Consider the following 23,343-nt stretch of genomic DNA (forward strand, 5'->3'; position numbering starts at 1 on the left):
TTTATAATCTTGCCGGCAAAACCTGACTTTTGCTACCGGGATACTTTGAGTTGTCGTATATTATCTCCATTGTTCAGGTATAAAAAAAGACCCTCCTTTTCGGGGAGGGTTTAGATTAGAATATGCAGTGAAGCGGTTTATTTCTTCAATAAGTCTCTTATTTCTGCAAGTAATTCTTCCTGTGTGGGGCCTTTTGGGGCTGCAGGTGCGGGCTCTTCTTTTTTCTTGCTCTTTTCATAAGCTTTGAGCAATACAAATATACAGAACCCTATGATAACGAAATCAATGATGAACTGAATAAAATTGCCATAATTAATAGTGACCGCAGCCTGGGTAATTTCTCCGGAGGCATCTGTTACTGCTTCTTTTAATTCGTATTTCAGCTCGGAAAACTTCATATTCCCAAGCAATAATCCAATAGGTGGCATCAATATGTCATTGGTGAAGGAAGAAACGATCTTGCCGAACGCCCCGGCCACAATAACTGCAGTTGCGAGATTAACGATGTCTCCTTTTAATAAAAACGATTTAAAGTCTTTGAAGAAACCCATAGTTGTTTTTGATATAGATTATGAAATTCTAAAAGGTACTATGATGCTAATATACAAAATTGTCTTTTTGGTTTTTAAAAAATGTTAAAATCATGTAAGATTTTTATTCCACAGGTTGTTGTTCCGCAGGCGGCTCCATAATTTCCAGGGAGTCACTGGCCGGCCCGTTATAGGATTGTTCCAGGCGGTCCAGATAGCTGTTAAAAATATCCGTCTGTTTTTTTCCGAAACCTTCTTCATCATTTTCAACTACCACATCCAGTACGCTTCTGTAACGCTGGATATCATAAATGATATTTTCCTGCGACACATAGGCCGTTCGGGAAGAGAGATAATAGGACAGGTTTTCCTGGTATTTTCCGGCTATTTTCAGGAATAACTCCCTTGCTTTTTCGGTTTGCCCGGTTTTGTAATAACCATTTACATAAGGTTCCAGAAAGACATAGTACCCGTAATATTCGAATGGAAACTGTTCCATGGCCAGATCGATAATTTCCCTGGCTTTTTCTTTCTTGCCTTCATCTAAGAGGGTATCCGTGAGCCGGGCCATATTACTACGGTACGAAATACTGTTCTTACGGGTTTCGGGATCATGATATATATCCGGAGAACCGGAATTTCCCCAGGCCCATTTCTGAACAATGTCGTACATAAGGTCACTGTCAATTCTTCCCATCTCAAAGTTCCCCTGTTCTCCCGGGGTTTTAATAGGCACCAGTTTATAAACCATGCCGTCGAGCTGGAGGTAATCTTTCATCCAGATATATTCTGCGGCTGCAAAACTCCCTCCGGTAAAGTAAATAGGACGTTTCCAGTCATTATTGGCAAGGATGTCCAGCATCATCATCCTGTTCTTGCCGATAGCGTTTTTCGGGAGGTCTATATCTATGTAATCCACAATAAGGGCACTGTCTTTCTCTTTTACCAGTCCGCTTTTGAGTACATTTTCCTTGTTGACGGGTATCCTTATTTTATTGGTCGGATAGAAGATGGTACTCTTGGTGTTTTCCGGATACTGCCGTACGTCTCCTCCCTGTCTTTTTATGAGGTTTCCTATGGTATTTTCGTCATTGGCTACCCAGTCCATAAACCTTTTTATATCCCAGCGTTCGTCTGTAAGTTGCTGGTAGTAAATAGCATCCCTGACCCCATAAGCGTATTGTGCATGGGTGAGTTGCGAAGGAATGGGTTCGCTTTCATATGCCTTTCGTTTCATCTGGTCAATATACCAGTCCGTAGCAAAGAGGCTGGAGTTTATGACTCTTACATCGGTGCGATGCCCTTCGATCTCCTGGATATACCACAGGCCGAAAGTATCATTGTCCCCGATAGAGAATATAATGGCGCCGGCATCTTTCTGGATAGAGTTGAGGTAATTCCTGGCAATGGCTTCGGCCGTATACCTGCCGGAGCGGTCGTGGTCGTCCCAGTTCTGGTATGCCATAACCGCCGGAACGGCAAGAAGGCATACGGCGGTAACAACGGGGGCGAGTATTTTGGGGGCGAGCCATTTTTTAAATTCTTCATACAGGGCAAAGACGCCGATACCTATCCATATCGCAAAGATGTAGAAGGAACCCACCAGCGAATAATCCCTTTCCCGGGGTTCGAAAGGCCTGACGTTGGTGTAAAACTGAATGGCTATACCCGTAAACATGAAAAACACGAAGAGTGTCCAGAATTGCTTCGGATTTCGCCGGATCTGAAAAATCAGTCCTATAATGCCAAGGATCATCGGCAGAAAGAAATAGGTATTCCTCGCTTTATTGTTCAGTTCATCCGAAGGCAGGTTATCCTGCGGGCCGAGATGCCATTCGTCTATGAATTTAATACCGCTGAGCCAGTTACCGTGATTGTCCATTTTCCCCTGGATATCATCCTGGCGTCCCACAAAGTTCCACATAAAATAACGCCAGTACATATACCCGAACTGATACCGGAGCATAAAGCCTATATTGTCGGACAATGCAGGCGGATCCACATCGATATACTGGCCGAACTGCTGAAGAAAGTTCACATAACCGTCTTCGTCTATCCTGCCGTTGGCATAATCGGTCCGGAACTGGTTAATGGCATTTTTCAGGTCGGAATTGGAAAGATATTCCGATTTTATCCGGAAATCCAGCGGCCTGGTAAGCCTCATGTAATTGGCTGCGTGCTCGGAACTCCACATCCGGGGCAGCAGGCCCACGTGTTTGCTGTTGGCATTCGGCAGAGAATTTTCATAATGGTTTACAATCACATATTTCCCTGTTTTCTTGTCCTGTTCGTATTTGGGTTTATCGTCTTTATAGGGGTCTTCCGGGTCCTGTCCGGCAAACATATCGGAATACATAGCCCCGTAAACCGGGCTGTCAACACCGGGGTATTGCTCCCTGTTGTAGTAAGCCAGGAGTGCACGGGCATCGGCCGGATCGTTTTCGTTAATCGGGGTGTGGGCATTTGCCCGGATGGGCAGCATCAGCCAGGAAGAAAAACCGATAAACATGAACAGGAAACAAAGGGTAATGGTATTGGCCAGGTATAACCTGTTTTTACGTGTGTAATTAAGGGCAAAATAAAATATCAGTATAAATATAAGTCCCATAATGATACTTCCCGAATTGAAGGGCAGCCCTATGGTATTTACAAAGAAAATCTCGCTCCACCCGAAAAACTTCAGGACGTAAGTAAGTGAAAATTTATATATCAGAAGCAGGATGGCAACGACTATAATATTGGCGAGCAAAAAATTCTTTACCGTAGTGGTTTTATAATTTTTAAAATAGTATAACAGGCCTATGGTAGGGATAGCCAGAAACCCCATAAACTGTACACCGAAAGTCATTCCGGTTACAAATGCTATAAGGACCAGCCATCGGTCTCCACGCGGGGAATTCAGTTCGTCCACCCACTTGATACCCAGCCATAACAGGAGGGACATCAGTAAGCTTGCCATGGCATAAACCTCGGCTTCTACCGCATTGAACCAGAAACTGTCGGAAAAAGTATAGGCCAGGGCCCCTACGGCACCGCTGCCCAGGATGGCGATGGCTGCCGGGCGGGATATTTCTCCTTCGCCGAAAGCCATTTTTCCGGCGAGGTTAGTAATGATCCAGAATAAAAAAAGTATGGTGAAGGCACTGGAAAGTACAGACATACAATTGACCATCAAGGCTGTATATTCCGTTCCGGGGGCAAACATGGCGAAGAACGCGCCCAGCATCTGAAAGAGCGGTGCCCCGGGAGGGTGCCCGACTTCCAGTCTTGCCGAAGTTGCTATGTATTCTCCACAATCCCAGAAACTTACCGTGGGTTCAACGGTGAGCGCATAAGTCAGTAAAGCGATGGCAAATATGATCCATCCGGTTATAGTATCCCATCGTTTAAATATGTCTGTCGTCATAAACCTGGTTTTCTCTGAAAAGGCGAATTTAATAATTATTCGGTATATAAGGCGGGTTTTTATCTATTTAAAGGTTCTTACAGTTTCCCCGATTGCCTTGACAGATAATCGTTTTCCATACGGTCGAGGTAACGGTTAAATGTTGTGGTCTCTTCTTTTCCGAATGTTTCCCCGTCATTTTTAACTACAATGTCCACCAGTGCCCTGTAACGCTGTATGTCAAACAATATGTCTTCTGCCGTAATAAGCGGATGGTTACCTGAGGTCAGGTAATAATCCAGGTTTTCCCGGTATTTTCCACTGGTCCTGCGAAAGAGGTCCCGGGCCTTTCCGGTTTCTCCTGCCTGATAATATCCTTCGATAAATGGTTCCAGGAAAGTGTAATACCCGTACTTGTCGGGCGGCATCTTCCGCATTGCCAGATCCATGATCTCAACGGCTTTATCCTTTTTATTTTCCCGTAACAGGGTTTCTGCCAGGCGTGCCATATGTACGCGATAGGAAATACTTCTCCTGCGTATAATGGAGTCGTGATAAATCCCTTCCTTATCAGAATTGCCCCAATCCCATTTCATAACTTTATCATACATAAGTTCACTGTCAATCCTGCCCATTTCAAAAGGATTTTCTTTGGATACGGGAGTTTTGATGGGAACGAGTTTATAGACCAGTCCGTCGAGCTGCATATATTCCGGGAGCCACAGGTAATCTGCCGGGTCAAAACTTCCCCCGGTGAAATAGATGGGCCGTTTCCAGTCGTTATTGGCAAGGATATCGAGCATCATCATCTGGCTTTTGGTTATGCCTCCCTGTGGCAGATCTATGTCTATATAGGCCGTGATAAGGTGCTCATCATTGCTTTTAACCAGCCCGGTGCGCAGTACGTTTTCTTTATTTACCGGAACCCGGATTTTATGGGTGGGATAAAAAACGGCATTCCGGACGACTTCCGGGTATTGCTCCGGGGAACCGCCCTGACGGCGTATGAGGTTTTCCATGGTATTCCGGTCATTGGATATCCAGTTCATAAAGCGTTTGATATCCCACCGCTCTTCCGTAAGCGGTTGATGATACAGTATATCTCTTGTTCCGTATACATATTGGCTGTGTATGAGTTGAGACGGAACAGGGCTGCTTTTATGTGTTTTTCGTTTCATTTGGTCTATATACCAGTCCGTAGCAAGATAACCGGGATAGACTACCCTTACATCCGTACGGTGTTTTTCCACTTCCTGGGCATACCACATGCCGAAAATATCATTTTCTCCAAGGGTAAATACGATGGCATCGGCGTCTTTCTGAATGGAGTCGAGCGTATTTCTGGCCATGGCACGGGCAATATAGCGGTCGGACCTGTCATGGTCATCCCAGTTCTGGTAGGCCATAACTACCGGTACGGCTAGCAGGCAGGCTATTTTCAGGGCAGGGGCCAGTACTTTCGGCCGGACTGATTTTCGAAGGCCACTGTACAGGGCAAAAACTCCCATACCTATCCATATGGCAAATACATAGAAAGAACCTACCAGGGAATAGTCGCGTTCTCTGGGCTCAAAGGGACGTACATTGGTATAAAATTGTATTGCAATGCCGGTAAAGAGGAAAAACACAAAGAGTGCCCAAAAGCGTTTGGGGTCCTTTCGTATCTGGAAAAGTAATCCCGCCAGTCCCAAAAGGAGGGGAAGAAAGAAATAGGTATTACGGGCCTTGTTGTTCAAAGCATCCGAAGGCAGGTTATCCTGGGAACCGATCAATTTCTCATCTATGGCCTTTATGCCGCTTATCCAGTTGCCATTATTGTCCATTTGCCCCTGAACGTCGTTCTGACGTCCGGCAAAATTCCACATAAAATAGCGCCAGTACATATAACCGAACTGGTATCGGAACATGAATTTCAGATTGTCCCATAAGGCAGGCGGATCCACATCTATATAAGGTGCCAGCTGTTGCAGGAAATTTACATAGCCTTCTTCGTCGATCTTGCCCGTAGTATAGTCCGCTTTAAACCGGTTTATGGTATCTTTTAATTCTTTGTGGGAGATATATTCGGGTTTGATGCTGAACTGTAACGGGCGGGAGAGTTTCATATAATTGGCTGCGTGTTCCCTGCTCCACATCCTGGGCAGGATATTTACATGACGGCTGTTAGGAGCCTGGAGGGCATTTTTATAATTATTGACAATTGCGTAATTTCCTGTTTTCTCATCCCGTTCGTATTTTGGTTTGTCATCTTTATAAGGCCGGTCCGGGTCTTTATCGGCAAACATGTCAGAATACATGGTGCCGTAGAACGGGGAATTGGCATCTCCGTATTGTTCCCGGTTGTAATAAGAGAGCAGGAGACGCGCGTCCGACGGGTCATTTTCGTTAATGGGTGTATGTGCATTTGCCCGTACAGGCAGCATAAGCCAGGAAGAGAAACCTATACACATTAGCAACAGGCAAAGTACTACAGTGTTGGCTCCGTATAATTTTTTCCGCCTGGTATAGCGGAGCGCAAAACAGAATAATGCGATTATTGCAAGTGCCGTAATAACACTGCCGGAATGAAACGGAAGTCCGGTGTGATTCACAAAAAATATTTCACCCCACCCGAACAGTTTTAAGGTGTACGTGAGGGAAAACTGATAGACGAGAATAAGGATAACAACCGCAAAGAGGTGGGCTGTTATGAAATTTTTAAGGGTAATAGCCCGGTATTTTTTAAAAAAGTACAGAAGAACAATAGAGGGAATGGCAAGAAACCCCATGAAGTGAAGTCCGAATGCCATACCGGTGATAAGTGCTATCAGTAATAGCCATCGGTTTCCCCGGGGAGAGTGCAGGTCGTCGGTCCATTTTAGTCCCAGCCATAGCAACAGGGACATGAGAAGACTGGCCATAGCGTAAACTTCGGCTTCCACCGCACTGAACCAGAAGGTGTCGGAGAACGTAAAGGCCAGAGAACCTACGATACCACTACCCAAAATGGCAATAGCGGTTTCTGCGGATATTTCTCCGTTCTTTATGGCGATCTTTTTCACCAGGTTAGTGATGACCCAGAACATAAACAAAATGGTAAAAGCACTGGACAGTACTGAGATATAATTGACAGCCAGGGCAATGTCTTCTGGCCCGGCGGCAAACATGGCAAAAACGGCCCCGAGCATTTGAAAAAGAGGGGCTCCCGGAGGGTGCCCTACCTCCAGTCCGGAAGAAGTGGCTATATACTCGCCGCAATCCCAGAAACTTACCGTGGGCTCTACCGTAAGCCCGTACGTAACTAAAGCGATAAGGAATACAACCCATCCGAGAAGGGTATTCCAACGATTAAAAGTAGTTGTAGGCATTGATATTTTGGTGTTTAGAAAGTGAAAATAAGAATAAAACCTTCGTATTTTCTTAAATAAAGGTTAAAGCCCTCCGGCTACCTTTACTGACGGGAAATATGATGGCAGATAAAAAAGGTGAAAAATATTTGTGCAAATCAAACTTTGTTATAAATTTGCATCCGCAATAATGCACTGGCCTATGGTGTAATTGGTAACACAGCTGATTTTGGTTCAGTCGTTCAAGGTTCGAGTCCTTGTAGGCCAACCGGGAGGGGTTTCTTTTTGAGATCCCTCTTTTTTTATACCTAAATAAATCCTTTTTTCATTCATTTTCAGGATCATTCCCAAAACTTGTGGACTGGGCAAAAATGCTGGATAATTTAAAAAGAAAGAACTCTACATTTTTCATCCCTCTAAAGTAGGCTCTATTTAACGCAAAGACAATAGCGATCCGGCCCTTACTAACCGGAGTCGCTATTGTTTTATCTATTCTCAGCTTTTGTTACCTCTTGTCATTTTTTTAATTCATACTCCCAGAAAGCACCACTTATATCGGTGATTTTAATCGTATAATTTCCGTGTGATAAAGATTTCAGATGAGGGCTATGCAAATTCATTTTTGCTTTTGCTCCCAGTGGTACAATTAAGCTATGTTTTCCCGGTCTTACCCTGGCTATATAGTAATTAGAAATATTATTTTTATTTAAGGAAGCCAGGTCATCTTGTGTGTACCGGATAATAATATTGTTTTCTTCATCTGATAATTCAATACCAATAATCCAGGAACCGTACACATCAACACCTTCTGTTCTAAAGATATCAAATGAAAGTATATCATTATTGATTTCGCCTTCGGTTATTTCGAGTTTTGGTTTTACGGATTTATTGTGAAGCGGTCCCCACAAACCACCATGAAACACTTGGTTCGTCATCAAAGTCATTCCAAGAATCAACAGGGAACCAACCAGAACTACTTTAGGAAACATACTTCCCTTAATGGGTAAAATGCCTGAGCCTGCCCATACAAACCATTTCTTCTTTGTGATGGCAAAATTGTTTTTCATTAAGTGGTTATCAAGCGAATATTGGCCACTACCTGTTAGAAATAATACAAAACCGGCAGCAATACCTAACACACCAATTTGCCATTCGTCTAAACAGGTGGTCCCTATCCAGCCAGCCCCAAGAAGAATACCCATAGCGAGGCCAAACACTCCAATACTCATAATTCTTGTGAACAGACCGAAAATAACAAACAATCCCACAATGCCTTCAATAATGGTGAAAGCCACCATATTTAACCATAGCATATCCGGATTTTCTACCAGGTATTGAATCAGGGGCTTAATGCCTAAAGCATGGGGCAAAAAATGATTGAACTTTTCACCAATATATCCCACTGCTTCAGGATCGAGTTTATCCGCTAAAATTGTTCTTCTCCAAAAAGCAGAAAAATACGTCCACCCTACAACGAATCGCAATGCCAGAGCTAATAATCCTGCATCGTTTTTTATACTGATATTTTTCATTTCTTACTGATTAAATGGTTAGTGTGATAAACCCTTTTTTGGTCAACTGAAATCCATATAATATGCCGTTTTCGGTAATTTCCAGAAGTTCAGGTATTTGGTCCGGGTTTATATTAAACTTGTTAAGCGAAATGGCACAGACAAAAACCTTTACGTTTTGGGCTTTAGCATCTTCCAGGAGTGCATTAAAATCACTGTTGTCCGGAATGCCGCTTACTGTCTTACCGCAAATGATCACATAAAAGGCCCCGTATTCTTCACTATCTTCTTTCGCCAGTTCATTGGCAGTTAGTAAAACAGGTTTAAGTTGTTGTAGATTTTTGGAAAGTATTAAATAATTATTCTTTTTTGGATTAAAATCCTGTGCTTGTAATCGGGTTGTTCCTAATAATGAAAAGAACATTGATGTTATAAATATGATTATTATGGAATTTTTCATTTAAATCTGAATTTTTATAGTTGGATGAATACTAAAAAAGAAGCTTGCCAGGTAGGCTACATCCTTCAAAAGGCGACTATAGCAACTTGCATTTGCTACCATAAACCAGGCTGAGCATTATGTGAATTACTACTACAGAAGCGAAGCCTGTTTCAGGTTTTTTCCTGAAATTTCATTTTGAAATTGATACAAGTCCCCTTATTATAAACTGAAGGACATTGTCTTGGAATAAAAGGCCTTTAGAGATAATCCCTAAAGTTCCGATATAAAATATAGAGGGGAATTGTAGAAACAAAGCAGTTTCTTATCCTGCGGGGCCATATACAATTGGTAGAGAAACCAGATGGACTAAAAGTCAACTTAAAGTTGTCTGCTGCGAATACGGGTAAATGCTGAGAAGAAGATTTTTCTTTGGTTAAAATGCTTGTGCCATTCTCAAAATTACTGCAATTAGAATTGCCAATTGCAGATTTATTTTTGTTGGCAACTTCAGTTTGCGGGATATTGAGTTCTGATTGAAGAAAATTTCTAACCTTGCATGGTGAAAGCAGCAATAACAATACTAACCCCATAACAGGCAACAGGACGCTTCTATTTTTCAGGATCAGTTTTTCTTTCACGACGTAAATTTAAGATTAAAAAATGAACTGCCGTTTTTAAATCTTTGGGTAAAGTTTCTATGGCTACCTGGTCCCAATGATCATTATGGAGATGCGAGACCAATACCGCGTCTACGTCAAATAAACTTTCGGGCTTTACCGACATATTGACCAAGGGGGCTCAATTCGGAATTCATGGTTCCGGGAAAACCGGGATATATTCCCATCCCGGCGAACATGGGGTCCATTAAAAAAACTTTTTCCCTCATAATTAAAAACCAGGGTTGCATTTCTGATAAACCGGATATTTGATTGCACTGCTTTATATTTTTGGTTTCTTTATACAAGATTCCTATCTCCATTGAAGACAAAGACTATCTTTCTCTGCTTAATCACTATCCTTTTAATAAGATCATGGAAATTCGGTAGGGGGCCGGCCGGTTTGATTCTTGAAAAAACGCAGGAGATGGTTGGATTCGGTATAACCGGGTTCATAAGCAACTTCACTAATGGTCTTGTCCGAATAGATTAACACCGCTTTTCCGATGTTCTTTTTTTAATTATCCTGATCTTGATCTTCATAACGACTTAATGTCTTTTGCTACGAGTGACAGGTCATTATTAAATTGATGCCCCCCGCTGCTGATTCTACGAACGATAGCTTGCGGCAGATTTTGCACATAAAATTCGAGATGGGCTAACGGCACTACCTCGTCATCCTCGCATTGGTAGAGAAAAATCGGAATATCCTTTGGTATGCTATCCGTAAAACTGTTGTGCAGCTTAATGCCCTTTTTCCACGCTTCGTCACCATGCCAATACGGTGCAGCTATAAGAAAAAGGCCGTCAATTTTTTTCGGTATCTGGTTTTCCGACAGGTATTTCAAAAGCATCGAGGCACCAAAAGAGTGTCCTGCCAGGATGATTTCTTCCTTAACCAATGAAATCTCTTTACCGATTTGCTTAAGCCATCCGAAATCCGGAAGAGTGTCGTTAAAATGTATTTCGGGATTAAGTACCTCATAGGCATCTCCCAGTTCTTTTCTGAGGGAATCCGCTAATTTAGTGTCTGCTTCATAACCACCTTCACCTCCACCATGTATAAATAATATTTGTTTCTTCATTCTTATCCTTGTTTTCAAACAGATGTGTTCTTAGATGACTGTCAATACTCAAATATACATAATCTCTCTTGTTTTTAGCATGAAGATTGAAGTATAAGGGGCATAAATTCAGTATTTTATATCTTGTGGTGATATTCCTAAGATAGCTTAAAGCAGAAAAAAGCGATTCTCAAAAAAAGTACTCGGCGAGGGCTGGTTTATAAATAAAGACCGTTCCTCTTAAACAATGGCCGCTTTGGTGCCATCATAACCGCAAAAGGCCGATGATAGCCTGTGATGAAATATGGGTGCGGTAATTTTTGAAAGTCCGTGAAATAGGGTACTGTATTTTTTTGACTGCACTTACGGATTTCCATAAGGGAAACCGGGAATTTGTGATTAAATTAGCCTTGCTGCTTAACCGACCCTTACTGCTCACGGTGTGATGTATTGCTTTTACCTGGAGCTGTTGTCCTGACTTTTATATACAACCGGTCTTAATCATCAGTCATCAATGCCCAAGAAATTTTCCGGGTAATATTCCTGCTTTTTTTTTGGCAGACAGTCCCTAAAAACCATGATGAATACCCATCCTTAATTTAAACCCATTTCACCATGAACAAGCAATTCGAAGTACCCATGCCGGTATATCCCTGGGCAACCCCTCAGAGCCCGCTCAGCGGCATTTTCTATGAAGAAGAAAGTAACTGGTATGACCAGGATTATCAATTTCTGTCGCCAAAGGCGCGGGAGACCTATAAAAAAATGCGATTGGTCGACGTAGGGTCCTATATGGCCCCTACGATTCTCGACAAAGAAAAAGTACTTTCCTTATCGCGTTATGTAATTTACATGACGGTGACAGACGATTATGTGGAAATTTTACCGGTAAAGGAGATCGCGGCTTTCAGGGACCGGATCTTTGAGGTTATGATGGGCGATGATCCCAAGCCGGAAGAAAAAGGGATTCTTCGTCAAATGCAAACCGGCAGAAAAGAATGGATCAGGTTCGGGATGCCCGACTTCTGGATCGAACGGATGGCCAGAAACTACAGAGATCGCTTTATAACGGATGGGATCATGGAAGAGTCGCCATATAAGATCAGTAAAGAGCTCCCCCCGATCCCTCTCTTTCATTTGATCCGTGCCAATTCTATCGGCATGATCCCGTTTATAGAACAGGTCAGTCTCTTAACCGGTTTTGCCTTACCTGATAACATTTATAACCATACTGTTGTTCAGCGCCTGGTATTGCTACAGGCTATTATAACTGCGCTTCAGAACGATTTTGCAACCATCGGAAAAGAGCTGTCGATAGAAACCGAGACTTTCAACATCATTATACTATTACAGCATCACAACAACATATCTTTTGAAGAAGCCTGTAAGGAGGGAATGAAGATGCATGACGAGTTTGTAGAGGAATTTGTAACCCTAATAGACAATCTGCCGGATTTCGGTCCGTACCAAAAAGAGGTCGAAGCGTATTTTTATTACGTAAAACTAATGGTCAGCGGTTTAAATGCCTGGTATTATAAAAGCGGAACCCTGCGATATGAACCCGGCGGATATCCGTCACCGCCAAATGGCAAAGGCGAAACGATCCCACGGGTAAAAATCAAACATTATTAACCCGCGTTGTCCCTGAACTTTGCACAGTCCCATGCTTCGGTCTGTGATGTTTCCCTGAAATTATGTCCGTTATATGGTGCCGTACTTTTCCGTTCATCCTGCCGGGGATGGTTGGCAAAATTGTAAATAGTTCCGTTAAGGAGGCTGTACCTGCAGTTTATGGAAATCCGTAAGGTATTTCCGGAATATAGGTTTAATTTTATGTGGAAAGGAACACCGCTTATGGTTTCCAGATCATTGATCCTTACTGCTCGTTATCCGGCATTTTTTCGTTTTGCCGGGAGCTGTTGTCCCAGTCTTTTAACCTGTCTCAATACCTCTTATTATGAACGTCAAGGAAATTCTTCAAACCGGATTCCGTTATCCCTTTCCCTGTTTTAAAAACCCATATGCGGACGCCCTGCAATACATTACGGATACAGAATGGATAGACGGCACTTATCTTTATCTTTACGAGGACCGTGAAACCGTACGAAAAAAATATAAAAAGACCCGTACGGCCCATATTGCCTCGCACTGGTTTCCCACTGCGAGCCACGAACGCTTCCGGCCCGTTTGCCTGCTCATGCTCTGGACGCTGTATAACGACGATATGTACGAGGAGATCACCCCTGCGGAATTGCCGGATATCCGCGACCGTTCCCTCGCCGTGCTCCGCGGAGAAACGGAAGGCGCAACCGCCGCAATTCCCCTCGGACCATTACTGGCGTCTCTCCGGGAAGAACTTTTGCGGTATATTTCCCCGGCTTCTTACGGTCGTTTCGTCGCCATGATAGAACGCTATTTTAATGGCCTGGAAAAAGAACTGACATACAAGGCAGAGCACAGGTATCCGGGGATTGACGAATGCCTGGCCATACGCGAAGATTCCCTTTGCCTGTACCCCTTTTTACAGCTTACCGAGATCGATACCGGGATTGCCCTTCCCGATGAAATTCACGAACATCCTTCGCTGAAACGCTTACAGGCCCTGGCCAGCCGGATGATGCTCTTGTACAATGATGTGCAGTCCCTGATTAAAGATCAGCTTACCGGGGGTGTCTATTATAACCTGGTAAAGGTCATAGAATATCAAAAAGGAGTCTCCTTTGAGGCGGCCTGTGCCGAAGACATCCGTATGCATAACGAAGACCTGAAGGAATTTTTAATGCTGCAGCGCAACCTGCCCGATTTCGGGGAGTGGCATAGTGCTGTGGTTAACTGGGTACACTATATGAGCATTACCCTGAGCGGGTGGAAGGCCGTGTCTTTCAATATGGCCCGTTACAATACGGCAACGGGATTTCCCTCGGTGGAAACTATTAAGCAGGGGGCGCCAACCTGACCGGTTTATGATCCGTTTGTGGTAAAAAGATTTCAGGAGATGAATTAATCACCAACATAAAGTTGTGCGCAATGTTCTCAAGGAAGTAAAAGCTCAATTCAAATCAGAAAGCAGAAGATTTATTTTGGCATGCTATAGATCAGTTTATCATATAGGTTGTTGAAAAATTTACGAATCACCGGTGATTATAACATGTAAACAACATGAAACAACAGGTTAACATTCCAATCCCGCAATACCCATGGCTTCATGCCGTGGGCCCTTTTGCCGGTTCGTTTAACGAGGAGGAAATTCAATGGATAGATACGGATTACGCCTTTATGTCGGAGGATACCCGTAAAATGTATAAGAAGCACGCACTGGCCGAGGCCACATCCTATCTGTTCCCTGCTGTCGGAAACATGGAACTGCTGCGTCCGTTTGTACGGTTTATGCTTTGGCTAACGAAATTCGACGACTATTATGAACTCTGTCCGCGTCATGAGCTCCGGGGAATCCGGGACCATGTCATAGACGTCATGCTGGGGGCGCCTCCCGAAAAAGACGATATCGGATTAGTGCGGTAGGTGGCCCTGAGCAGGGATGAGTTCAGACCTTATGCCGACGATTACTGGTTTGAACGGTGGGCCAAAGGTTTTTACCGTTATATCACCTATGGTGTTATGGAAGAAACGCCTTATAAACATTCCGATCGGTACCCTACGGTTGATAACCTCCTGATGATCCGCGAGTATTCCATCTCCATGTATACGTTCGGAGAACCCGTGGAGCTCTCCATAGGCTATATCGTACCACGACACATTTCCGAACATCCGGTCATAGAACGGTTAAAAGCTCTGATGTGCCGTATTATCGCTATCCAGAACGATCTTGCTTCCCTCCGTAAGGAGCTGGATATCGAATCGGAAAAGCTCAATATTGTAATCGTTCTGCAACATGAGCACAACATATCATTGGAAGAAGCCTGTAAGGAAACGATGCGGATTCACGACGACTATGTAAACGAACTGGAACGCCTCCATAAGGGTCTTTCTCACTTTAGTTTTTATGATGAGAACGTAGAGAAATTCATATACCATATGAAACTGATGATTTCCGGGCTGGGAGTGTGGTCTTACAAAGGGCATTCCGTACGGTATGCCGGTTCGAAAAACTTTCCTGTTCCCGAATATGGAAAAAACTGAGCATCTGCGGAAAGGCTGTGCTGCCGGGGGATACTGATTGCCATGAAACAGATTTAGACACTTTCGGCTTAAAACAAAGACCTTCGAAGCATATTTTTCCATGTTATAAACTGGATGTGATTCTCTTCAAGTTTTAACCTGGTTTTCTCACTGGTGAAAAAATCAAAATCTAGTTGTCTCCACCCGGAGCCGAAATTCGGATGATTTATGGTGATGCCTTTCATCTCATCATTATCAAATGCCGGGTGGATTAGAATAAGGTTCAGGCCACTCGTTAGATTTTCCAAAATGTCACTGTAGTAATCATCCAGTTTATCATTTTCAAAATATCTGGATTCTCCCACATAAGTCTTATCAATAACAAAATTGGTTTTTTCAATATTCAAATCAGGATCCAACCCAACCATTTCCATCATTTGCCTGTTTATCAAAACCGGAAGGTTATACTTTTTGCCCAGATCCCTGTAAATTTTTAAGAATTCCGGATTTGCTCCCACACTATACATATGCGAATCCATGTGAGTGGGTTTTAATCCGAATTGAAGTGCTTTCTCTATTTGCGCCTGGAGTTCTTTTCGCACATCTTCAACCAAAGCATTCTTTTTAAGTTCCTCCCGGGTTTTATAGAAGTAGCCATTCCGGTCCACTAAACTCGGAACTTCGGATGCAGGTAGAACAGGTCCGAATTTATAATTTTCCCATTCACAAGTAAGTGTCAGGTGAATTCCATTGTCAATATGAGCATTGTTTCTAGCAAATAGTGCTATTTCATAAAACCACGGACACGGAACCATAATACCGTATGAATTTACAATTCCTTTTTCTAATGCCCGGATTGTAGCTGTATTCTCAGAATGGGAAAGGCCGGCATCATCTGCATGTATTATAAGTAGTTTTGTTCCTTCCGGGAATCCTAATTTATGTAATGCATTCATTTTACCTGTTATTCTTTGAATTTAAGTTATCGCACATCTTTATCCGAAAATGGGTTGTAATACATAAATATACACAATTCCTTTTTTTGTTATCAAAAGGTGTGTGGGGTAAATTTGTAAGCAATGGATGAGGTGAAGCCATATCTACTCCCGATCCGTAAGCTACGTAGCCGTAGACATTTGCAGGCCGTAGCACTTCGACGGGCGTGAGTGTTTTTCGTTGTCCCCAAAAATGGAGACTCCTGTGTCATTTATTCTTTATTTCTTTGGCTCCCAGCTATCAACTCCTGAATCAGCCGGCTAAGTTCAACCGGTTTTTCTTCCGGAATGTAATGACCACAATTATCCAAAGAAACCGATTTTAGATCTGTAGTGATGCTTTCCACCGATTTTCCAACACCATAACCCACCGCATAGCTTCCGCCAATAGCCAAAACCGGTATGTGTATGATCTTTTTAAGTTCAATATTGTATTCACTACTTTTATTAAAAGCCCTGTAATAATTAAAACCGTTTTTAAGCCTTTTTTTACCCTTGTATGCTTTATAATACATGTTCAGGTCTTTTTTGGAGATGGCCGGTTTCACAAAGGATTTCCTGTTGAAGAACCAGGACAAATAGGTTTTCTCCTTTCCTGCTATCAGTTCTTCCGGAAGCATTTCAATCTGGTTAAAATAAAACTGCCAGATTTTATCGGCATTTTCAGGCACAAAAAGAGAAGGGTTAATTAATCCGGGAATACCGGCCTCAATCAATGTTAAGGTGTTTAATTGCTCTTCATAAAGTAGTGCATATGTAGCCGCGACCCAGGCTCCTACATCATGGCCCACCAAATGGAAAGATGTTATGCCAAGTTTAGAGGTAATATTACGGACAATGGCTGCGATACTTTTTGTATCATATTTTGCAGTGGGCTCACTACATCCTGTCCCCGGTAAATCGATAGCTATTATCCGATGTGTTTCCGACAGTATGGGAATCACTTTTCTCCAGGCATAAGAAGTTTGGGGCCAGCCGTGCAAAAGGATTATGACCTCGCCCTGCCCTTGTTCATAGTAGCATACATTGCGGCCTTGGATGGCAACATATTTTTTTGAAGGCATTGAAGATTGCCCTGTTGCCAATGAGGACGTTATTGCAATTAGAATAAAGAATGTTTCTTTGAGTTTCATAATAACTGTTTTAGAACTCAAAGGTCAACAACTATTCTATTTTATTTCTTGATGTATGTTAAGGATTTTATCCTACTCAGTGATTCGGGTTTTATGCCAAGATAGGAGGCAATATGGTACTGAGGGACCAATTGTTCTATTTTAGGATAGGTGTTAAGTAACAAATCGAACCTGTCTTTTGCGGAATCCGTTAAAAGAGAAGTTTGCCGTTTACACTTCCTTAAAAAGTAATCATCACTGATATATTTTGCCAGTTTATACCAATCGTCAGATGCTTTTAGGAGTTCTTCATATTTCTCTTTTTTAAGGATAAATAATTCCGTTTGCTCCAGGGCCTGCAAATAGCCTATTGCGGGTTTTTGAGTTAAAAAACTTGAATAGGCGCTGGCGAAACTCCCCGGTAAATGAAAGTCAATATTGAACTCCGCTCCGCCTTTATCAATATAATATCTTAAGATGCCCGAGTTTACAAAACCTATAAAATCGCAAACCCTTCCGGGGGCAATAAGGCAATCGTTTTTATCAATCCATATCTGTGTCATGAAAGAATACAGCTGTTCAAAATGATTGTCAGTTAACCCTGTTTTTTTAATGATAAGCTGCTTTAATTGTTCCATATTTTTGATATTGCAGTAATAAAGATTCAACATTGCCTACACAGCTTTTTGTTGTATCCATACAACGCTTAGTTGTTAACCACAGTTATTTCTTTCTCCTTGTAATAATCAAGCCAGGATTTTATCCTTCCGACAAACATTTTGAGGTAGTTTTCAGTCAGGAATATGTTTGACCAATCAAATCTCCGGGCCTGTACACCAAGATAAAAAATAAAAACAGAAGCTCCGGCTTTAGGTATTAACCTGAGTTCATTGTCTGATAACGCTCTGACATTCCGGTATCCGTTTAGAAAACTTTGGATTTTTGCTTCATACTGTTTTTTGTCAGATTCTATGAAAAATAATTGTTTACAGAAATAGGCAATATCTAAAACCTGCCATCCGTTTCCGCAAAAATCAAAGTCAAAAATTGTAATTTCCTTTTCATTTGCTATAGCCATATTATCATACCAGATATCCATATGTACAACTCCCCTATGAATATCGTCAAAATCCGAATCCCGGAAAGACTCCCCGAACTCTTTAATGAACTCCATTTCTGTTAATTTCCCGGGGAAGTATTGTTTTAAATGCTCATAAGGCAATGCTATAAGCGACTGTTTGTTATAAGAAATCCGGTCAATAGCTTTATTTAGAGTAACGTTATGGATTTTTGCCATTAGCGAACCAATATAGAAACAGGTCTCTTTGTCAATAAATCTGATTTTGCCACCCTGTGCAAATGAAAAAAGCACTACATACCTGGTGCCTTCAGGGGCATTTATTTCTTGAATGAACTCCCCGTTTTTATCCTGAATTGGAAAAGAGACCGTTATTTCATTTCCTTTCAGAAGATTGAGCAGTTTTATCTCTTCGGTAATTTCATCTTCAGACCTCCAATTGTGACTATAAACCCTTATGACATGTTTTGTTTCGCCTGATGAAATGAAATAAGTGTGATTCATTCCTGTCCTGAATAATTCACAAGTAAAATTTTCGTTCAACTGATACTGGTCTTTTATAAACGCTCCTAATTCTTTTGCGGAAAGTGTAGACCTGGTAACCGGAAATCTGTAATTTTTCACCTACTGGATTTGAGTGTTTTGTTTATAAAGTTTGTTTTACCTAAACATACGCCCTTCGGGATTGTGGAATTTATGATTTCTGTTCATGGGTTAAAGCTACTAAATTTTGTGGTACGGTCGCGGAGCCGGCGAGAGGGGAGAAAAGAACGTAATACAATCGCGTACCGGCGAGGAAACTCCTTTTAACCGCTAAATTAACCTACTTCAACCTTACCCTCAGCACATACAAATCATTGGTAATATAGGCATATTCAAAAGTAAGCCAATTTCCTAATAAATAAACGACAGACTCAGGTGGTTTTCGTAGGGATGACTTGAGTTTTTGTTTTTTTAAGCCCTTCAGACTCAGAGAGGAGTGTGACGTATAAGCCTGTTGCGGATGCGCCGTGGGCTGCGTAACCGGAGGCATTCAGAGCGGGGGACTGAATATCCCGAACTCTGTTTGGGATGTGCCGAAACCCCGGCTCAAACCCTACCTCTCTTTTCGCCTGATGCTCCTTTATTAGCCTTATTGATCGGCAATTGCTTTGACATAAAATATGATATCACAATTAAAATTAAGGCAACAACCGCAAACCATTGTCCGTTATCGCCAATCATAAGGTGAGCAAAAGCAGCCAGAATACAGTTATAAAAAAAACCTGCGTAGGCCAGGCCATAAAGCAGGTTGTGCATTCTGCTCCAGATCACAACAAGTCCGAGAATTTTAATTGCTGCCAAAGGGTAAATAATATATGTAGGATAGCCCATTTTAATAAAACCTTCCCGGATAAAATCGTGGTTAAACAAATAATTCCCTACGGAGAATACTATAATCAAGGTAAACAATAGGGTAGCTATATAATACGACCATTTCAAAAGGCCCGATCTGTTCTTTTTTTGCATTGTTCCTGTTTTTTGGTTTTACTGATCTGATAATTAAAAAAGGATAAATATGTTTTTAGGGTACATAAGTCACTAGTGCTAATGCAATATTAAGTATATTTGATTACTAATAATTAGTACTATACTTTCAGTAAGCACTATACAAAAGGTAAGTAATGAGCAAAAGAGGGGATAACAACAAATGTGATAACAAAGATCTACTGGCTGTCCGGGATGCATTGGAAGTGTTGAACGGAAAATGGAAATTACAGATTTTGATTGCCGTTTTAAATGGAACAAAAAGATTTAAGGAAATAGCCAAAGAGGTAGATGGTATCAGTGACAGAATGTTGTCAAAAGAACTTAAAGAGCTCGAAATGAACGAACTCGTAAAACGTAAAGTTATTGACGCATTTCCTCCCATTGTGGAGTACAGTGCTACGCCGCATACAAAATCTCTTCATCCGGTAGTCGATGCACTCAAGACATGGGGATATCTTCACCGCAAAAAGATTATAGGAGGGGTAAAGACTGAGACCGGGAATGCCGGGTAACCATTGTAAAAGCCTGTAATTATGGTAAAGCAGGTCTTGAAAAATAAATAAACATCAGTAAAAAAATGAAAGCGGAGAAAATAGTACGGACCATATTAATCTGGCTTCCCTCGATCGTGATATCCGTGTTTTATATCGCTAATGCCACAGAAAAAATATTTCAACCCGATAAGCTGGATAAAGTCGTGGCAAATGATATGACCGTAACCATTGTGGGTATTGGCCTGCTGATAGCAGTGGCCCTGTTCCTGGTAAACAAAACGCTGATTTGGGGCACAATGCTTTTGGCTTTCTATATGACGCTGATTGTTTTTGTCCATATGTATAAAGGGGAACCATTTGAAATTGCAATACTTATGGTGATGTCTACCGTTTTTGCGGCATATCTTAGAAAACCGGGGGTGTTTCACCAGAAACAAAAGATATAAAAGATGAGGATGAAATGTTTAATATTTTAAAATCCCCGGCCGTTTCTGTACACCCCCGGCAGGGCAGGGTGAGGACCTAATTCCTGTTTTTGTATGTTAATGATCCGGGTAAGCATTATATATTTAAATGCTAGCATAGCTAAATTAAAGCTTGAAGAGTGGCGAAATGGTACTGCTTTATTTCTTTAACTCACTGAAATTTGGAATGTCAAAAAATCAGTGCTTTTTATATTTTTTACGATCTTTGGAGAGTTCAGAAATATCTTCAATCCTTTGCACGACTTCTTTGTCCTTGACCAGTAGAGAGATCCAAGACGTCACTTTCTAAAAATTGTAGCTTAAAATCCTTCATAAGAACTGTGTTTATAAAATTAAACAAAAATTTAGGCGGGTTTTAAAACCCGCCTAAATCACTACTTACACAGTTTTTTTGGATACTACCTGGTTGAGTGAAAATCTAATCTGAATTATCAATTTCATCATCTAACAGTTTTTACAATATCTACGGAATATCCATCCACTAAACTGAATTACTTATTCCTGTCCGGTTCGGGTGAAATATTTTCTTGTTCCATAGAAAATATGACACTTGTAATTTTCCATTCATTATTTATTTTGACAAGCCCCCAGGATTCCTTTCCCCATAACCCTTTTTTACCCCCGGCCCAGAAGCTAAAATCAAATGTAACCGAAGCGATGCTGCCATCCGTATCGATATTAACGTTATAAAATTTTTCTTCTTTTATCGATCCCTTGGTTGTACTTCTAAACCAGGTTTTATAATCAGCTGTTTTGTAGTCCAATGCCTCATTGTCTTTTTCCAGCCTTTTTTGTTGAGTTTTTTCTTTATAAACGCCAACCCAGGTCACGTTACCTTCATAAAATAAATTGTATAGACTGGTACTGTCTTTTGTTTTTAGACTATTCATAAATGTATTCAGTACTTCATTCAATGCTGTTTTGTCTTTTTCCAGTTCGGGCTGGTTTTGAGCGTATAAGGCATTAAAACATCCAAAATAGATACTAAGGATCAATATTATTTTTTTCATATACTGTACATTTATTTTAATCATGCGTTTATTTGTTCCGTTATTTAATTATTCAGTAATTTCCCCTTCATTAGGCAAAAATATGGAGATGTCTCGTTTGGTATGATTACGTATAGCTTCACGTATTGCAATTTTTAGTACTATCTCATAATCGGTATTGGTAATGTCTGCAGTATTCAGAATATCTTTCAAGGTTAATTTCCTTGGATCGTGATAACGATTGATTAAAGTATTGTATCCTAACCCAAGCGCACTTCGAATACCTGTAGTATATTCTCCGGGAATCTCCTTCATATACTTTATATCATTGGTCGCCAATCTGGATTTTAAGGTTCTTAATGCTTTTTCCAAAGTCTTTGCATTAAGATTCGAATCTTCTTTTGCAGTATTATCGTCTGGTTTTTTCTTTTCCGATTTCATGACAGATTTTCATTTGTTTATTAAAGATGGTGTTATCTGTCTGTAAATCAATAAATAATTACTGCATCAGTTATATGTATAATCGAAATAGCAATATATGATTTTTTTATGTATGGAGAATGATTAATATAGTGAACTCATTTAAAAATATGTTTTGTATAAATATTATTTTAATTTTTGTATTGCAAATAATTTAGATGCATAATAGAAGGTATTAACAAAAGTCTCGACTGCGAATTCCGACAATTTGCTTAACGACGGGACGGTAGGTTAGTGCCCGAGGTGATATTTTATGGGCATTCGTACCGCTATGGCTCCAAGGGCTCTATCGTATTCTGTTCCATTGGCCATAGGAAACCCGCCGAACGGTTGTGCCCGGTTAAGTTCAGGAATCCCATTCAAGATAGTTGTTTCATGTTTTCCGCGATCTGTAATGTCGGAAAATTTGGTCATTGATCATATAAAGTCGCTTATGGGTAATGCAAAATGAAGCAAAAATTACCCTTATACCCGTGTATTTGAGGGCAACGCCATTCCGGGGGGGACGGTATCTACCAAAGGTATGTCATCTAGAACATAGACCAACGGTGGTAGCTGTTTCACGTTTCGATCACCCGAGCCGGCAGGTACCCTCAATAACCCGGAAAGTTTCGCACCCCGTTATGAGCATTGTATTTTATCCTCCCTGGAACAGCCCCTACGCATAAGTATTAACCATTTAAAACTGTATTATGGATATATTAAACACCCGTATACTGGTCCTGCAACAGCGCTGGGAGGCAGAAGCAGCCCGGTTTCAGGAATGACAGGAAAGCAACCGCAGACTTATGAAGGAGATTGCAAACGACATGTAAAAACTCCGTTCGGATGCCAAACAGGAAAAACACAACCTGCGGGACAGCACCCATACCCGGGAAGTCCGGCAGTACGAAGCCAGGGCCGTACAACGTACCGGTGCTACCAGCCCACGCTGGTGGTTGGTCGCCATAGGGGTCATGGTTCTTATTGTACTTGCCCGGGTCGGGTCATCCGGAAGCATTTCGGGTGGCGGAAACTACTGGGGTTTTTATTCCCCGGCAAGCCCGGATAGGGCCATTTAAGGGATTGCATTAACACCGGACCGGTTTGGGTTAGCGGCTAAAGCAACCCGGTTAGCGGCGGACTTGATCAAGTTCGCCGCTTTTGT

The 23,343-nt window shown here is 41.7% G+C and carries 20 protein-coding genes and 1 tRNA gene; 7 read left to right on the forward strand and 14 right to left on the reverse strand.

Going from position 1 to position 23,343, the window contains the following annotated elements:
* Positions 1-137 precede the first annotated feature (137 nt).
* The 3 genes from mscL to ED312_RS02710 form a co-directional block, all read right to left on the reverse strand.
* On the reverse strand, positions 138-551 hold the full coding sequence (gene mscL / locus ED312_RS02700; protein ID WP_123214468.1) for a large-conductance mechanosensitive channel protein MscL: 414 nt from the start codon (positions 549-551) through the stop codon (positions 138-140).
* 103 nt (positions 552-654) lie between these two features.
* On the reverse strand, positions 655-3,936 hold the full coding sequence (locus ED312_RS02705; protein WP_123214469.1) for a glycosyltransferase family 117 protein: 3,282 nt from the start codon (positions 3,934-3,936) through the stop codon (positions 655-657).
* 77 nt (positions 3,937-4,013) lie between these two features.
* On the reverse strand, positions 4,014-7,262 hold the full coding sequence (locus tag ED312_RS02710) for a DUF2723 domain-containing protein (RefSeq protein ID WP_123214470.1): 3,249 nt from the start codon (positions 7,260-7,262) through the stop codon (positions 4,014-4,016).
* Positions 7,263-7,437: 175 nt separating this feature from the next.
* On the opposite strand from ED312_RS02710, the gene ED312_RS02715 reads away from it, so the two are divergent.
* Positions 7,438-7,509, forward strand: a tRNA-Gln gene (locus tag ED312_RS02715).
* Positions 7,510-7,756: 247 nt separating this feature from the next.
* Here the strand turns inward: ED312_RS02715 and ED312_RS02720 are convergent.
* The 3 genes from ED312_RS02720 to ED312_RS02740 all read right to left on the reverse strand — a co-directional run bounded on the left by ED312_RS02720 (position 7,757) and on the right by ED312_RS02740 (position 10,935).
* A complete protein-coding gene (locus tag ED312_RS02720; RefSeq protein ID WP_123214471.1) occupies positions 7,757-8,773 on the reverse strand; it encodes a TQO small subunit DoxD in 1,017 nt (338 codons plus the stop codon).
* A gap of 10 nt (positions 8,774-8,783) precedes the next feature.
* The gene (locus ED312_RS02725; protein ID WP_123214472.1) at positions 8,784-9,212 is read right to left on the reverse strand and encodes a DsrE family protein; all 429 of its coding nucleotides are present in this window, start codon (positions 9,210-9,212) and stop codon (positions 8,784-8,786) included.
* A 1,177-nt stretch (positions 9,213-10,389) separates the two neighbouring features.
* Complete coding sequence (locus ED312_RS02740; RefSeq protein ID WP_123214475.1) at positions 10,390-10,935, reverse strand: alpha/beta hydrolase; 546 nt, start codon at positions 10,933-10,935, stop codon at positions 10,390-10,392.
* 594 nt (positions 10,936-11,529) lie between these two features.
* Here ED312_RS02740 and ED312_RS02745 point away from each other — a divergent pair.
* The 4 genes from ED312_RS02745 to ED312_RS02760 all read left to right on the forward strand — a co-directional run bounded on the left by ED312_RS02745 (position 11,530) and on the right by ED312_RS02760 (position 15,054).
* Entirely contained in the window at positions 11,530-12,546 is a 1,017-nt protein-coding gene (locus tag ED312_RS02745) for a terpene synthase family protein (RefSeq protein WP_123214476.1), read from the forward strand.
* 325 nt (positions 12,547-12,871) lie between these two features.
* Positions 12,872-13,870 (forward strand): terpene synthase family protein, encoded by a 999-nt coding sequence (locus ED312_RS02750; RefSeq protein ID WP_123214477.1) that lies wholly within the window; start codon positions 12,872-12,874, stop codon positions 13,868-13,870.
* A 203-nt stretch (positions 13,871-14,073) separates the two neighbouring features.
* Positions 14,074-14,436: a hypothetical protein gene (locus tag ED312_RS02755; protein ID WP_123214478.1), complete on the forward strand. Its 363-nt coding sequence runs from the start codon at positions 14,074-14,076 to the stop codon at positions 14,434-14,436.
* Positions 14,437-15,054 (forward strand): terpene synthase family protein, encoded by a 618-nt coding sequence (locus ED312_RS02760; protein WP_123214479.1) that lies wholly within the window; start codon positions 14,437-14,439, stop codon positions 15,052-15,054.
* Positions 15,055-15,122: 68 nt separating this feature from the next.
* On the opposite strand, the gene ED312_RS02765 is transcribed toward ED312_RS02760, so the two are convergent.
* From ED312_RS02765 to ED312_RS02785, 5 genes are all read right to left on the reverse strand, one after another.
* Complete coding sequence (locus tag ED312_RS02765) at positions 15,123-15,989, reverse strand: polysaccharide deacetylase family protein (protein WP_123214480.1); 867 nt, start codon at positions 15,987-15,989, stop codon at positions 15,123-15,125.
* A 251-nt stretch (positions 15,990-16,240) separates the two neighbouring features.
* Complete coding sequence (locus tag ED312_RS02770; protein WP_240642997.1) at positions 16,241-17,161, reverse strand: alpha/beta fold hydrolase; 921 nt, start codon at positions 17,159-17,161, stop codon at positions 16,241-16,243.
* Positions 17,162-17,202: 41 nt separating this feature from the next.
* Positions 17,203-17,778 (reverse strand): Crp/Fnr family transcriptional regulator, encoded by a 576-nt coding sequence (locus ED312_RS02775; RefSeq protein ID WP_123214491.1) that lies wholly within the window; start codon positions 17,776-17,778, stop codon positions 17,203-17,205.
* Positions 17,779-17,846: 68 nt separating this feature from the next.
* Positions 17,847-18,761 carry a phosphotransferase gene (locus ED312_RS02780; protein ID WP_240642998.1) on the reverse strand — a complete coding sequence of 305 codons (915 nt, stop codon included), beginning with the start codon at positions 18,759-18,761 and terminating at the stop codon, positions 17,847-17,849.
* Between the two features lie 546 nt (positions 18,762-19,307).
* Positions 19,308-19,727: a DoxX family protein gene (locus ED312_RS02785; protein ID WP_123214483.1), complete on the reverse strand. Its 420-nt coding sequence runs from the start codon at positions 19,725-19,727 to the stop codon at positions 19,308-19,310.
* Between the two features lie 155 nt (positions 19,728-19,882).
* On the opposite strand from ED312_RS02785, the gene ED312_RS02790 reads away from it, so the two are divergent.
* Together ED312_RS02790 and ED312_RS02795 are read left to right on the forward strand one after the other, a co-directional pair.
* Entirely contained in the window at positions 19,883-20,260 is a 378-nt protein-coding gene (locus tag ED312_RS02790; protein WP_123214484.1) for a winged helix-turn-helix transcriptional regulator, read from the forward strand.
* 65 nt (positions 20,261-20,325) lie between these two features.
* Positions 20,326-20,688 carry a hypothetical protein gene (locus tag ED312_RS02795; protein ID WP_123214485.1) on the forward strand — a complete coding sequence of 121 codons (363 nt, stop codon included), beginning with the start codon at positions 20,326-20,328 and terminating at the stop codon, positions 20,686-20,688.
* A 530-nt stretch (positions 20,689-21,218) separates the two neighbouring features.
* Here the strand turns inward: ED312_RS02795 and ED312_RS02800 are convergent.
* The 3 genes from ED312_RS02800 to ED312_RS23670 form a co-directional block, all read right to left on the reverse strand.
* Positions 21,219-21,737, reverse strand: a complete 519-nt coding sequence (locus ED312_RS02800; protein ID WP_123214492.1) for a nuclear transport factor 2 family protein — start codon at positions 21,735-21,737, stop codon at positions 21,219-21,221.
* Between the two features lie 48 nt (positions 21,738-21,785).
* Positions 21,786-22,157: a hypothetical protein gene (locus tag ED312_RS02805; protein ID WP_123214486.1), complete on the reverse strand. Its 372-nt coding sequence runs from the start codon at positions 22,155-22,157 to the stop codon at positions 21,786-21,788.
* A 270-nt stretch (positions 22,158-22,427) separates the two neighbouring features.
* Positions 22,428-22,610, reverse strand: coding sequence for a hypothetical protein (locus ED312_RS23670; protein ID WP_123214487.1), 183 nt, complete (start codon positions 22,608-22,610; stop codon positions 22,428-22,430).
* Positions 22,611-23,343: the final 733 nt, after the last annotated feature.

Origin of the sequence: Sinomicrobium pectinilyticum, assembly GCF_003725735.1 — a bacterium.
Classification (GTDB): domain Bacteria; phylum Bacteroidota; class Bacteroidia; order Flavobacteriales; family Flavobacteriaceae; genus Sinomicrobium; species Sinomicrobium pectinilyticum.